General features: G+C 41.4%; 10 protein-coding genes. 8 read left to right on the top strand and 2 right to left on the bottom strand.

Features of this window, described 5'->3' with window-relative positions:
• The first annotated feature begins 163 nt into the window (after positions 1-163).
• On the top strand, positions 164-1,999 hold the full coding sequence (kimA, locus tag CES81_RS08960; protein ID WP_089088205.1) for a potassium transporter KimA: 1,836 nt from the start codon (positions 164-166) through the stop codon (positions 1,997-1,999).
• Between the two features lie 424 nt (positions 2,000-2,423).
• Here kimA and CES81_RS08955 read toward each other — a convergent pair whose 3' ends face one another.
• Positions 2,424-3,371: an L-threonine 3-dehydrogenase gene (locus CES81_RS08955; protein WP_089121485.1), complete on the bottom strand. Its 948-nt coding sequence runs from the start codon at positions 3,369-3,371 to the stop codon at positions 2,424-2,426.
• A gap of 17 nt (positions 3,372-3,388) precedes the next feature.
• Positions 3,389-4,576: a glycine C-acetyltransferase gene (locus tag CES81_RS08950; RefSeq protein WP_089088203.1), complete on the bottom strand. Its 1,188-nt coding sequence runs from the start codon at positions 4,574-4,576 to the stop codon at positions 3,389-3,391.
• Positions 4,577-5,547: 971 nt separating this feature from the next.
• On the opposite strand from CES81_RS08950, the gene ald reads away from it, so the two are divergent.
• The 7 genes from ald (at position 5,548) to CES81_RS08915 (ending at position 13,794) form a co-directional block, all read left to right on the top strand.
• Positions 5,548-6,657 (top strand): alanine dehydrogenase, encoded by a 1,110-nt coding sequence (gene ald, locus CES81_RS08945; protein WP_089121484.1) that lies wholly within the window; start codon positions 5,548-5,550, stop codon positions 6,655-6,657.
• Between the two features lie 162 nt (positions 6,658-6,819).
• Entirely contained in the window at positions 6,820-7,857 is a 1,038-nt protein-coding gene (tdcB, locus tag CES81_RS08940; protein WP_089121483.1) for a bifunctional threonine ammonia-lyase/L-serine ammonia-lyase TdcB, read from the top strand.
• A gap of 172 nt (positions 7,858-8,029) precedes the next feature.
• On the top strand, positions 8,030-9,391 hold the full coding sequence (locus CES81_RS08935; protein ID WP_089088200.1) for an amino acid permease: 1,362 nt from the start codon (positions 8,030-8,032) through the stop codon (positions 9,389-9,391).
• Entirely contained in the window at positions 9,391-10,746 is a 1,356-nt protein-coding gene (locus CES81_RS08930) for an APC family permease (RefSeq protein ID WP_089121482.1), read from the top strand. Before CES81_RS08935 ends, CES81_RS08930 begins: the two co-directional genes overlap by 1 nt.
• Positions 10,747-11,150: 404 nt before the next feature.
• Entirely contained in the window at positions 11,151-11,597 is a 447-nt protein-coding gene (locus CES81_RS08925) for a CidA/LrgA family protein (protein WP_089088198.1), read from the top strand.
• Positions 11,598-11,637: 40 nt separating this feature from the next.
• A complete protein-coding gene (gene lrgB / locus CES81_RS08920) occupies positions 11,638-12,402 on the top strand; it encodes an antiholin-like protein LrgB (protein WP_089088197.1) in 765 nt (254 codons plus the stop codon).
• Between the two features lie 297 nt (positions 12,403-12,699).
• Positions 12,700-13,794, top strand: coding sequence for a glycosyltransferase family 4 protein (locus tag CES81_RS08915; protein WP_089121481.1), 1,095 nt, complete (start codon positions 12,700-12,702; stop codon positions 13,792-13,794).
• Positions 13,795-13,933: the final 139 nt, after the last annotated feature.

Below are 13,933 nucleotides of genomic sequence, written 5' to 3'. Positions count from 1 at the left end.
AACAGCTTGCTTTCCCGTGATGGTTTGTTGTACAATACCAATTGATTTTGCATACCCATTTGCGGCATTCACCTATTTTTAGATATAAATTTTCGAAGGGAGCTATCAGCTACTGTGGTCATGTGGTTGATAGCTGTTATTCGTCGATAAAGGAGTAAAAATCATGTGGCGTTATTTGAAACGGTTACTCATTGGTAAGCCGTTGAAGACAACGGACGAGGGCGGACAGGCGTTAACTAAGTTTAAAGCGCTGGCCTTACTCTCTTCTGATGCGTTATCTTCAGTCGCATATGGGACTGAACAAATTACAACAGTTTTAATCACACTCTCAGCAGCAGCGTTGATGTACCAACTTTGGGTTGCTGCTTTAGTTTTGGTTTTACTGTTCGCAATCACGTTGTCATACCAACAAATCATTCACGCCTACCCATCAGGGGGAGGCGCATACGTTGTTGCAACAACCAACTGGGGGCAGCCGGCTGGGTTAGTTGCTGGTGGCTCTCTGCTGGTCGATTATATGCTGACCGTGGCGGTTTCTGTTACTTCTGGTACTGATGCTATTATTTCTGCAATACCCGCCCTTAGTGCTCACCAAGTCGGTATTTCAATCATTTTAGTTTTGATGATTATGGGAATGAACTTGCGAGGGTTGCGAGAGTCAGCCTCGTTGCTGACGTTACCGGTTTACTTCTTTATCCTCATGATCTTTATCATGATTGGCTGGGGAATCTTTGAAATCGTTACCGGGCACGTTGCATACCATGCCTCAGCGGCCGTTGGTGCTCCAGTCCAGGGAATGACCCTGGTACTGTTCCTCCGTGCGTTCTCCAGTGGTTCTTCGTCTCTGACAGGGGTTGAAGCGATTAGTAACGCGGTGCCTAATTTCCGGAAGCCTAAGAGTCATAATGCCAGTGCAACACTTGCCATTATGGCGGCAATTTTGGCGTTCTTCTTCGGTGGTATTACTTTCTTAAGTTACTACCTAGGCATTAAGCCGATGGCTGATAACACCGTTTTGTCACAAATTGGTCAAGCTGTTTTTGGTCATGGTTTGATTTATTATCTGTTGCAATTAGCTACGGCTGCTATTTTGGCAGTTGCCGCTAACACTGGGTTCTCGGCTTTCCCAATTCTGGCTTACAACCTGGCTAAGGATAAGTTCTTGCCACATGCTTATTTAGACCGTGGGGATCGGTTAGGTTACTCAAACGGTATTATTTCACTTGCCATTGGGGCGATTTTCCTGATTGTCATCTTCCATGGGAAAACAAGCCTGTTAATTCCACTTTACGCCGTTGGGGTTTTCGTGCCATTTACGTTATCTCAATCCGGAATGATACGGCACTGGTTTAGAGTTCGTGAGGGTAAATGGCAACTTAAAGCCTGCATTAACTTCCTGGGAGCTTTCATTTCGTTTGCACTGGTTGTTTGTCTCTTCTTCCTGCATTTTCCTAACGTTTGGCCTTATCTGATTGTCATGCCTGCTGTGATCTACATGTTCTACCGAATTCATCGTCACTACATTAACGTTGCGCACCAACTGCGTGTCAGTGAGGATAGTGACGCAGTTAACCACCAGTACGATGGGGCAACCGTCATCGTGTTAGTTAGTGATGTGACCCAAGTAACGGCTCACGCCATTGATTATGCCCGTTCAGTAGGTGACTACGTGATTGCCATGCACGTCTCGTTTGATGAGAATCCGCGTAAGGAACATAAAACGGCGCAGAAGTTTAAAGTCGAATTTCCTGATGTTCGGTTTGTTGATATTCACTCGTCTTACCGGTCGATCATCACGCCAACATTACGGTTCTGCGATGTAATTGCTAAGCGGGCAAATGAACGCAACTTTACGACTACCGTCTTGGTACCGCAATTCGTACCACGTCGGCCGTGGCAAAATGTTTTGCATAACCAAACTGCTCTAAGACTGCGGACCGCACTGAATACACGTCAAAACATTATTGTTTCGACATACAGTTATCACTTAAAGAAGTAATCAACTAAACGATTTAAGGTTCGTTCTGGGATTGATCGATAAAATGCGTTAGATCGCAGAACTTAACCTAATAATGCCTGTTCCGGCGACTTTGTCGGAGCAGGCATTATTAGGTTAGTCGGAATTTGAGCTTTAGTGTGCGAGTAGCTTTATATCAATCCGCCTTCAGTGGAAAAACAGGGTGCTTGAGGGGCTGTGACTTAAGTCTATACTGATAAGGATTCCAGTCGGTTTCTTGACTAAAATACAACGTAAGACGCGCCTTTAATGTAGCCTTAAACCGCTCCATAATTTAGGTTCCGGCCATTCTCCGACCATGCAACAGCAAAAAAACGTCCTCCCGATCAAGACCATCGGGAGGACGTTTTGGGTGTTAAATTCTGGAATCTACCGAATGATGTCACGGTATCTTCGTTTTTTAAAGCTAAATTCGATCTTTAAGCTTATCAAGCATGTCGGCCGTCATCTTATCGAGGTCGTAAGAAGGTGAGAAGCCCCATTCTTCTTTAGCTGCAGTAGCATCAATCGAGTTTGGCCATGAATCAGCAATCTTTTGACGAGCTGGGTCAACGTCGTAATCCATGTCAAAGTCAGGAATAATCTTTTGAATTGATTTCTTGATGTCTTCAGGTTCAAAGGACATTGCCGTAATGTTGAATGAGTTCCGGTGGACCAGCTTATCTGGATCAGCGTTCAAAAGCTTAACAACGGCATCAATAGCATCTGGCATGTACATCATATCCATGTAGCTGCCTTCTTTGATGAAGCTGGTGTAGTGTCTCTTCCTCAAAGCTTCATAGTAAATATCAACAGCGTAGTCAGTAGTACCGCCACCTGGTAAAGTCTTGTAAGAAATTAAACCAGGGAAACGAACACTTCGGGTATCTACACCAAACTTAGTGTAGTAGTAGTCCTCTAATAATTCACCGGCTACTTTAGTTACCCCGTACATGGTAGTAGGGCGCATGATTGTATCCTGAGGGGTGTTGTCCTTAGGCGTATTAGGACCAAAGGCACCGATTGAACTTGGTGCAAAGAATTCAGCATCAACGATACGAGCCGTTTCCAAAGCGTTATATAACCCAGTCATGTTTAAGTTCCAGGCCATTTGCGGTTTTTGTTCAGCAACGGCTGACAGCAGCGCTGCTAAATGAATCACCGTATCAACGTTATTCTTTTTAGCCAGTTCTAACATGGCATCGCCATCGTTAACGTCTAACACTTCAAACGGGCCGCTTTCTACGGTTGGGTTACCTTCAGGTTTCCGAATATCAGTTGCAATGACGTTATCTTCGCCTAAATCTTTCCGTAATCTTTCAACTAATTCTGAACCAATTTGACCTAACGCACCTGTAATTAATACTTTTTTCATTGTGTTCATCTCCCTTTTTATAGATAGTTCAATTCTTTACCGACTTCTGCGTAAATATCGATGGCTTTATCTAACATTTCCTTAGTGTGTGTCCGGATCGGCATGTTACGGATTCGGCCAGTTCCCAGAGGAACAGTTGGATAAACAATTGGTTTAGCATAAACACCTTTTTCAAGCAATAATTGTGAGAATTGCTGGGTCTTGTTTTCGTCCCCAATAATCACGGGGCTGATCGGGGTTTCGGACTTACCGATGTTGAAGCCTAAACCGCTTAATTTCTTCTTGAAGTAAGCCGCGTTGTCCCAGAGTTGTTCAACGTATTCTGGATGGTTCATAATTTCATCCAAAGCTTCAATAACGGCGGCTGCAGATCCTGGTGTTAACGAAGTGGAGAATAGGAATGGGCGGCTACGTGCTTTCAGCCAGTCGATCAATTGCTTTTTACCAGCAACGTAACCACCAACTACACCAACAGCCTTAGAAAGGGTGCCCATTTGGAAGTCAATCTTATCCTGAAGGCCAAATGATTTAACCGTTCCCTTACCTTTGCCCATAACACCGGAGCCGTGAGCGTCATCAATATAGGTAATTAAATCATATTTCTCAGCAATTTTGACTACGGATGGCAGATCTTGAACATCACCGTCCATTGAGAAAACACCGTCTGAGATATACATAATCTTATTGTATAAACCACTAGCAACTGCTTCTGAAGCCTTCTGTTCCAGGTCTGCCATATCGCGGTGCTTAACCCGGATGATTTTAGCACCGGAGAGGCGGCAGCCGTCGATAATCGAAGCATGGTTTAACTCATCTGACAAAATGGCATCGTTCTTATCCATAACAGCTGAAATGGAACCCATGTTAGCATTGAAGCCTGATTGATAGGCTAAAGCATCTTCTGTTCCTTTAAATTCAGCAATCTTTTTTTCGAGCTGATCATGAATACTTAATGTTCCGTTAATCGGACGAACCGCACCTGCACCAACACCCCACTTCTCAGTAGCATCTACGCAAGCTGCAATCAATTCAGCTTTGTCTGCAAACCCAAGGTAGTTATTTGATGCTAAGTTAATCAAATCTTTACCGTTAACTTCAATAATCGGACCATTCGGTTTTTGCAAAGTATCAATAGAGTTTAGTAAACCCTTTGACTTCAAATCTGAGAGACTTGACGATAGAAATTTATCGAGTGAGTTAGCCATTTATTTACCTCCTTAGAACGTAACACTGAAACACAACATCAACTTTTATGGTTGTATCATATCATTGTTACGTAAGCGATTACAATTAATTACGCTTTTTAAATTTAGTGATTCTGCTTAGGCCTTTATAGACGGGGGTTTCTACGCTTTGGCAAGCGCTTTAATATTTCACAAGCAATTAGGTAGACAAGTTAATGAATTTTGCACAATTAATTAATGTTCGGGAATGCGTAAAGCTAATTAAATTATAATTTAACCGAAAAATCCGTATCAAATTTAAACTGTTGTACTACTTATAGCAGCTTGAAAGTTGGTGAATACCTGATCATAGAGGATAATAAGACGGATTTTGATGACCAGTTTATCTAAGAATCAGCGCGCATATAGGACTGTTTTTCAAAAGAAAAGGTAAATTTAGCTTGGCTTCAAAAGATCAAATCACGAACAAAGGAAGTTATTCACAATAAGGAAGAGGTTAGACTTAGTTTTCACCAGCCAGATTAAATTTACAGTATTGCCATGTGGCTTACAGGAATAATGAACGGTATTTCACAACATAATAGTTGGAAATTGAGTCGTGGCCGATCATTTTTGCTGAATTTAAGTTAATGCGGACTAAATATCAGTTAAAAGAGTTGTTATTGAAAATTAAAAAGACCAGTTAAAAAGGGTGATATCGATAAAAAGCGGGTTAAGGCAAGTAAAAAAACATAATGTTTTTAATATGTGAAAATTTGTGATATCTTATGTATTTAAGTCTTAGATGAATAACCGATATTTGGGGTGCCTTTTTATTTAAATATTGCTGAGACCTTGTCGCTCTAAAAGGCTGAGGGACCGCACTATAGCAAAAATATGAGAAAAATTTAATCTAAAATATGATTCATTTATTCACAAATTGATTGACAGAAAACAGGGGAAGCGCTATCATATTGTTGACGTCAAATATAAATCCTAAAGGGAGTGTTGGAATGAAGATTGCAGTTATCAAGGAGCAAAAAGAAGGAGAAGGCCGTGTAGCGGCTACCCCCGAAAATGTTCAGAAAATGGTAGATGCAGGAAACGAAGTCCTCGTTGAAAAAGACGCCGGTGTTGGTGCCGGTTTCTCAAACGAAGAATTCGAGCAAGCTGGTGGAAAGCTAGTTAGCCACGAAGAGGGCTGGCAAGCAGACTTAATCATCAAGGTTAAGGAACCAGATCCAGAAGAGTACAAGTATTTCTCCAAAGGAAAGATTGTTTGGGGCTTTCAACACCTTGCTTCATCAAAACCAACTGTTGAAGCTATGATGAAGGCTGGTACCACTGCTATTGGTGGTGAAACCATTGTTAAAGATGGTAAGCTGGAATTGTTAGCACCTATGAGTGCAATCGCAGGTCGACGTTCTGTGATTATGGGTGCCTACTATTTGGAAGCTCAACATAAAGGTCAAGGTGTCTTACTACCAGGTATTCCTGATGTTGGCATCAAGGCTGGAAACGTTGTTATCTTTGGTGGTGGGAACGCTGCCGTTAATGCCGCACAGATGGCTTTAGGCTTGGGTTGCTCTGTTGTTATCATCGAATTAAAAGATGAACGCATCAAGGAACTCGAAAAGGAATTTGCTGGTCAAAACGTTCGCGTCGTTAAGTCAAACGACGAGAACTTGGCTAAGGAAATTAAAGATGCAGATGTCTTTATTTCAACTATCTTAATTCCAGGAGCTAAGCCACCGAAGTTGGTTAAGGAATCCATGGTTAAGACCATGAAAAAGGGTAGTGTTATTGTTGATGTTGCCATTGACCAAGGTGGTACCGTTGAAACCATTGATCAACCAACAACTATCGATGATCCTGTCTTTGTTAAAGACGGTATCGTTCACTACGCTGTTCCGAACCAACCAGGTGCTGTTCCACGTACTGCCACTATGGCACTTGCAGCAGGTAACTTGAAGTACTTGCTTGAAATTGCTGATAAGGGCATTGACGGTGCAGCTAAGGCTGATCCAGCATTAGCATCAGGCATTAACATTTACAATGGTACGATCGTTAATGAAGGTTTAGGTAAATCATTAGACTTACCATACGAAAAGTTAAGCCTGTAAAGTCCAGTTTAAGCAAATTTTCACAATAGATAAATATGATAGATTTGGAAGTTTTCCGAATCTATTATGTTTTGGGAAAACTTGTGAAAACATATGCATGAGAACTGATTTAATTTAAACTATTACCTTACAAATAAATTTGTAAAAAGGAGTATCACTATTATGGCTACAAATAGTCTTGTTCAAAAAACCGCAGATATTCTAGACATCCAAGATATCGAAGAAGCTCGCGCAATTGTTAGCAAGTATGCTCGTGTCACTCCATTGATCCAATCAATGTTTCTTTCAAGAAACGTTGCACATGGTGACGTTTTCCTGAAGCTTGAAAACATGCAATTAACTGGTTCATTCAAGTTCCGTGGTGCTAACAACAAAATCAACCACTTGAGTGACGAAGAAAAGGCACGTGGTGTTATCGCTGCTTCAGCTGGTAACCATGCCCAAGGTGTTGCTTTAACTTCTAAATTAATGGGTATTAAGTCAACCATCGTTATGCCTGACGAAGCCCCACAAATGAAGCGTGACGCAACCCGTGGTTACGGTGCCGAAGTTGATATTCACGGTGCTACTTTCGATGATGCCCACAAATGGATGTTCGAACGTGCCGAAAAAGAAGGCTTAACGGTTGTTGATCCATTTAACGACAAGTACGTTATGGCCGGCCAAGGTACTATCGGTCTTGAAATTCTTGACAAGATCTGGAACGTCGACACGGTTATTGTTCCTGTTGGTGGTGGTGGCATGATTTCTGGTATTGCTACTGCACTGAAATCATTTAACCCATCAATTCACGTTATCGGTGTTCAATCAGAAAACGTTCATGGTATGAAAGCTTCTGTTGATGCTGGTAAGATCACATTCCACCACGATGACTTTACGTTAGCTGATGGTACTGATGTTTCTACACCAGGTGACAAGACATTCCCTATCGTTCAAAACTTGGTTGATGAAATCATCTTGGTTAACGAAGACGAAATTGCCACTGCTATGAAGGACTTAATGCAACGTACTAAGATCTGTGTTGAAGGTGCTGGTGCATTACCAACTGCAGCTATCGAATCTGGCAAGATCGACAAGAAGTGGCTCGAAAACAAGAAGACTGTTGCCCTTGTATCTGGTGGTAACGTTGACTTGCAAAAGGTTTCATCAATCATTGATCACTTCTTCAGCCCTGTTGATACTAAGGGTGGTATTGGCTAATATTCATTTAGTCTTGACTAGATGCTAGCTATTACCTTTAATGAGATGGCTGATCTTAAAAGATTGACATGATTTAAAAACTTGATAGTTGAGACGTTTGAGCCCCCAAACATGAATTCTTTTATGCGACGGGGCTCTTGTTAAAATTTTTTAGAATTGAGGTAGTTTGCTAATGAAGGATGGTCCCGGGCTCTCTAGAGGTTTAAAGAGCAGACATATTCAAATGATTGCAATTGGCGGTGCGATTGGAACCGGGTTATTTCTCGGCTCTGGCACGGCAATTCATGAATCAGGTCCTTCAATAATATTAGCTTATGCTGTTACTGGAATATTTTGTTACTTTTTAATGCGTGCAATTGGGGATTTGTTGCTTTCAGATATAAAGCTACATTCGTTCATTGATTTCGTTAAAAGATATTTAGGTGATGGATTTGAGTTTGTTACTGGCTGGACCTATTGGTTATGCTGGATAAATATTGCGATGGCTGACTTAACAGCTTCCGGTATTTACGTTAGATTTTGGTTCCCCCATTTTCCGCAGTGGGCGACACCGCTGATTATTATCGTGGTGTTGTTTATTTCAAACATGGCTAGTGTGCAATTATTTGGTGAAATGGAGTCGTGGTTTGCTTTTGTAAAAGTATTTGCAATCATTGCTTTAATTATCATCGGCGGTTACATGATAGCAATTGGCTATCAGACAAACGCGGGCACTGCTAGCTTTGCCAACTTGGTTTCTCACGGGGGCTTTTTCCCAACCGGACTAAAAGGTTTCTTGATTTCATTCCAGATGGTGCTGTTTGCATTTGCTGGTATTGAAATGGTTGGTATCACTGCTGGTGAAGCTGAAGATCCAAAGATTAACTTACCTAAAGCAATTAACTCACTTCCCATTAGAATTGGTTTATTCTACGTGGGGTCAATGATCGTTATTATGAGTATCTATCCTTGGAACTCGCTGTCAGCAACTCAGAGTCCGTTTGTCATGGTCTTCGCTGATGTTGGTGTAAAAGCAGCTGCCGGCATTGTTAACTTCGTGGTTTTAACTGCGGCGATGTCAGCTTGCAACAGTGCTATTTTCAGTACGAGCCGGACTTTGTACGCGCTAGCTAAGGGTGGTAATGCACCTAAGCGGTTTAAGAAGATTGGCAGAAGTTCCGTTCCTAATGCAGCACTTAACTTTTCATCGCTGGTTTTATTATTGGTAGTGGTGTTAAATTATTTAATTCCTAAAAACGTGTTCAAACTTATTTCAGGCATGGCGACGGTCAATTTTATCTTCGTTTGGGTAATGCTGATGGTATGTCATATTGCTTATAGGCGGAAAGTAAAGCAGACTGATGAGTTAATATTTCCAATGCCAGGTTACCCATTTACTGATTTTTTAACAATCGCGTTTTTCCTGTTTGTGCTGGTTATGTTACTGTTTGATTCTAATATGCTAGTATCTATTGTTTTGGCTGTAATATGGTTCGCTTGTTTATTATCGATTTATTTTCTTAGAGTCCGAAGTAAAAAGAGGAGGGCAATGTAATGGAAAATCAAGAAAATGAGTTGAAGAAGTCAATTGGCTTCTTCGCTGGCCTTGCCACCGTTATGGGTACTGTTATTGGTGCCGGGGTGTTCTTTAAAGCTTCCCAAGTGGCACAGGTTACTGGTTCAACCAGTTTAGCAATGACGGCTTGGTTAGTTGGTGGTTTGATTAGTATTTGTGCTGGTTTAACTGGTGCCGAATTGGCTGCCGCTATTCCTGAAACTGGTGGTTTAACCAAGTATATTCAACACACGTATGGCAGTTTTTGGGGCTTCTTAGCTGGATGGGCACAAGCAATTATTTATTTCCCAGCTAATGTTGCTGCTTTAGCCATTATTTTTGGGACCCAGGTTGCTAACTTATTTGGGTTAGGGAACAGCACGATTGTTCCAATAGCGATCGTTTGTGCGATCACGGTTACTCTGATTAACTTTATGGGTGCCAAAGCTGCTGGTATGCTGCAATCAATTACACTGGTTATTAAGTTGATTCCACTTGCTTTGATTGTTGTTGTTGGTTTAATTCACGGTGGTTCTAACGGGGTTGACTTCTCACTGTTCCCTATTCAAGCAGGTCACCACGTTGGTCTTTGGACTGGCTTAGGCCAAGGCCTGTTGGCAACGATGTTTGCTTATGATGGCTGGATCCACGTTGGTAACATTGCCGGTGAAATGAAGAACCCTAGCAAAGACTTACCAAAAGCTATTTCAATTGGTATTGGCTTGATTATGGTTGTTTACTTGATCGTTAACGCTGTGTTCTTGATGCTGTTACCATTAGCTGGTGCACACAACGCTGTTATCGGTAACTTGAACGTTGCTTCCGATGCTTCTAAAGTTCTCTTTGGTGGCTTTGGTGGTAAGATCGTTACGATTGGTATTTTGATTTCTGTTTACGGGACGATCAACGGTTATACTATGACTGGTATGAGAATTCCTTTGGCCATGGCCGAAGAACACAAACTGCCATTTAGCAACTTGTTCGGTGCATTGACTAAGAACACCAAGATTCCATGGTTCAGTGGTATCGTTCAATTGATTATTGCATCAATTATGATGATGACTAACGCTTTTGATGCCATCACTAACATGCTGATTTTCGTTATCTGGTTATTCTACTGCATGGCATTTGCCGCAGTTATGATTTTAAGAAAGAAAGAACCAGAATTGAAACGGCCATACAAGGTACCTGGTTACCCTGTAATTCCAATTATTGCGCTGTTAGGTGGGTTGTTTATCCTGGTTAACACCTTGTTTACTCAATTCACATTAGCCGCAATTGGGATTGTTCTGACTGCTATTGGTATTCCTTTCTACTACTACTTGAAGGGCAAGTATCACTTCGATGCAGAATAGTTCTGCCGTTCGAATTTTCTTGGAAAGTCAGTTTCGGTGCTTGATATTTTAAGTACCTCAGCATTCAAATGCTACAGAAAAGGCTAATTCTTTGATGAATTGGTCTTTTTTTGTTTGTAAATGAATGTCATAGCTTGGATTTAGCTGAGATGGTTTTTAATTTTTAGATGATTTAAATAGATCCATATGTTTTTTTTAATACTAAGAAAATTCGCAGAGGGTTTAAAAAATCATTCATCTCGGGTTTTCTCAAGCATATTTCGATTTTTTACGGCCGATGTTTAAAGGTGTTTAAGGTTGCCTTTTTGAGTTAAGATTACTATACTTACTTAAAGGTTATAGTGTTAGAGGTATTAAAAGATGGTTGTGTTGATCTACTTAACGTAGTGAAAGGAGTTTTCATTATGTCAGATAAGCAGCAGAATTCTGAAAGCACGGAGAACACACATGAGCCTGCGCCAATTTTGTACCAAATTGCAATTTTTACCGGCGTACTCTTTGTCTCTTCGTTGATTTCACCGTTATTTCCTAAATCTTTTCCAGTTCCAACACCCGTGATCGGCTTAGTTCTAATGTATGTCTTATTGGCCACACACATCATTAAACTTTATCAGGTTGAGAAACTGGCTGATTTTTTGATTGGTATCATTGCCTTTTTGTTTGTACCATCAGGAATTCAGATGGCAAATTCACTGAGCGTTTTCACAAATGATGGTGCTTGGAATGGTGTGATGCTAATTATCACCATTATCTTAGCAACGATTATTATGCTCATTGTGACTGCCTACTCGACCGCTGTGCTAATGGCTATTAGTCGAAAAGTGTTCCATAAGAGTACAGAAGTGCATTAAAACCAGTTTTCTTGCTCAGTTTTGAAAGGGGTTTCATACTATGAATTGGATTGACTTTTTTGGGAATGGACTAGATCCCAAAGCTGATCACATTGCCTTTTTCGGCATTTTCTTATCAATCGCTGTCTTTTTAATTGGTCAATACCTATTTAAAATTTCAGGTGGCTTTTTCCTGTTTCAGCCATTATTTTTCGGAATGGTTTTGGGCATTCTTATTCTTTGGTTGATGGCCAAATGGTTCGGCGTCTCGCTGCCCCATTTTTATCAGTCGGCGTATAAACCCGGTGGCGATATTATTTTTTGGTTTTTAAATCCGGCGACCATTGCTTTTGCAATCCCACTTTACCGGAGGAATGACGTTGTTAAAAAATTCTGGTTGGAAATTTTGTTATCATTAATTATTGGTATGATTATTTCGTTAATCCTGATCTATTCCTTATCAAAAGCACTTGGATTGCATAATTCAATGATTGCGTCACTGCTGCCAACTGCGGCGACGACCGCGATTGCAATGCCGATTTCAGGCTCGATTGGCGGTGTACCAGCCGTTACAGCAATGGCATGCATTTTAAACGCAGTCCTCGTTTATGCGGTTGCTGATATGCTGATTAAATTATTCCGACTGGACAGTGATCCGGTGGGGGTTGGCTTAGGTTTAGGAACTGCTGGCCATACGCTTGGGTCGGCAAAGGCTGTGACACTTGGTTCAATTCAGGGGTCAATGGCTTCAATTGCGGTGGTCATCATTTCAATTGTGGTCGACCTCGTGGTACCCGTCTTTGCGTCGATGGTTCATCTGCATTGATTATTTAAGTGCAAATCCGAGTTATTATTTAGACGTTAATTAAATCGAACAGCACGGTAATTTCCATTCTTGATTTGGAAGTTATTGCGCTGTTTTTTAAATGCTTCTTTTTTCGGAGGGCCTTTGGTTAGAGGTTCAGTTTAAGGTAATCATTTATTGAGCCACGCAAATTTTTTCAAATCGATTGTAGTCAAAGGACATCGGTGTTCTTGTATTGAGTTGTTCTCGAAATGAGATTGTGTTTACTTAAAACCATTTGTATAATAGAACCATGTGTCATGAAGAGAGGAAACTACTATGAAGTTTGAAATCATTGTTAGTTTGGTTGCAACCATGATTTTATCCGCTATCCTGACACCGTTCGTCCGAAAGTTGGCGTTCCGGGTAGGCGCAATTGATAAACCAAACGCAAGGAGAGTGAACAAGGTGCCAATGCCGACGATGGGCGGTTTGGCCATTTTCCTTTCCTATACTTTCGCAACGGTTTTCCTATTAAGGTTCCAAATTCCTACCCGTCAGCTATGGGGAGTGCTTGCGGGGGAATGCGTCATCATTGCAACTGGTGTCATTGATGATATTTTTGAATTAAAGCCTCGACAGAAAGTTTTAGGCATTTCAATTGCTGCGTTGGTCGTTTACTTTGCGGCAGGTGTCAAGATGAGCCACATTACGATTCCCTTTGTGGGATTGGTTTCACTGGGGTGGCTAAGTTTGCCGATTACTTGGATCTGGATCCTTGCAATTACCAATGCGGTGAATTTAATCGACGGTCTGGATGGTTTGGCAACCGGTGTTGGGATTATTGCTTTGTCCACAATGGGGATCACTGGCTTGTTCTTCTTGAACGTTGCCAACACCTTTGTCGGGATTAGTATCTTTGCCTTAGTGGCCGCAATGGTTGGCTTTTTGCCATACAATTTTTTCCCCGCGCGTATCTATCTTGGCGATACTGGTTCCCTGTTCATCGGTTTTATGATGTCGGTGTTTTCACTGTATGGTTTAAAAAACGTGACGTTTATTTCCGTCATTATTCCCGTGGTTATTATGGGTGTCCCTATTACGGATACGGTTTATGCAATTCTACGGCGAATGCTGAATCGACAACCGATTTCACATGCTGATAAACACCATTTGCATCACCGGCTAATGCAAATCGGGCTAACACACCGTCAGACGGTTTTAGTGATTTACGGTATTGCGTTGATTTTCGCATTTATCTCACTGATGTATCCGATTTCACCAACCTGGGGTACCATCTGCTTAACCATTGCTAGTTTAGTTGGCTTGGAGCTGTTCGTGGAAGCCATTGGCTTAGTGGGGGTCAACCGTCAGCCGCTGTTAAATTGGATCAAACGAATCGTAAAGGAAACAACGTCGAAGAACTCACACTAATTTTGGATAGCATTAAAAATAAAAAGAGTGTGCCACAATGACGTGTACCCCCAAAGTTGGAAACAACTTTGGGGGTATTTCTATGACTAAAATTTCCTGGGATACTAAAATTATAGCTATTAAAGCATATTTAACAGGG

This window comes from Secundilactobacillus pentosiphilus (assembly GCF_002217985.1).
In the GTDB taxonomy this organism is placed as follows: Bacteria; Bacillota; Bacilli; order Lactobacillales; family Lactobacillaceae; genus Secundilactobacillus; species Secundilactobacillus pentosiphilus.
Note: the sequence above shows the minus strand (reverse complement) of the source record. Positions and strands in the feature narration are given on the sequence as shown.

Excerpts from the sequence above, each read along its gene's own strand:
- CES81_RS08935 (WP_089088200.1), top strand. The coding sequence starts at position 8,030 with ATGAAGGATGGTCCCGGGCTCTCTAGAGGTTTAAAGAGCAGACATATT.
- CES81_RS08955 (WP_089121485.1), bottom strand. The coding sequence starts at position 3,371 with ATGAAAAAAGTATTAATTACAGGTGCGTTAGGTCAAATTGGTTCAGAA.
- CES81_RS08930 (WP_089121482.1), top strand. The coding sequence starts at position 9,391 with ATGGAAAATCAAGAAAATGAGTTGAAGAAGTCAATTGGCTTCTTCGCT.
- CES81_RS08925 (WP_089088198.1), top strand. The coding sequence starts at position 11,151 with ATGTCAGATAAGCAGCAGAATTCTGAAAGCACGGAGAACACACATGAG.
- CES81_RS08915 (WP_089121481.1), top strand. The coding sequence starts at position 12,700 with ATGAAGTTTGAAATCATTGTTAGTTTGGTTGCAACCATGATTTTATCC.
- ald (WP_089121484.1), top strand. The coding sequence starts at position 5,548 with ATGAAGATTGCAGTTATCAAGGAGCAAAAAGAAGGAGAAGGCCGTGTA.
- tdcB (WP_089121483.1), top strand. The coding sequence starts at position 6,820 with ATGGCTACAAATAGTCTTGTTCAAAAAACCGCAGATATTCTAGACATC.
- kimA (WP_089088205.1), top strand. The coding sequence starts at position 164 with ATGTGGCGTTATTTGAAACGGTTACTCATTGGTAAGCCGTTGAAGACA.
- lrgB (WP_089088197.1), top strand. The coding sequence starts at position 11,638 with ATGAATTGGATTGACTTTTTTGGGAATGGACTAGATCCCAAAGCTGAT.
- CES81_RS08950 (WP_089088203.1), bottom strand. The coding sequence starts at position 4,576 with ATGGCTAACTCACTCGATAAATTTCTATCGTCAAGTCTCTCAGATTTG.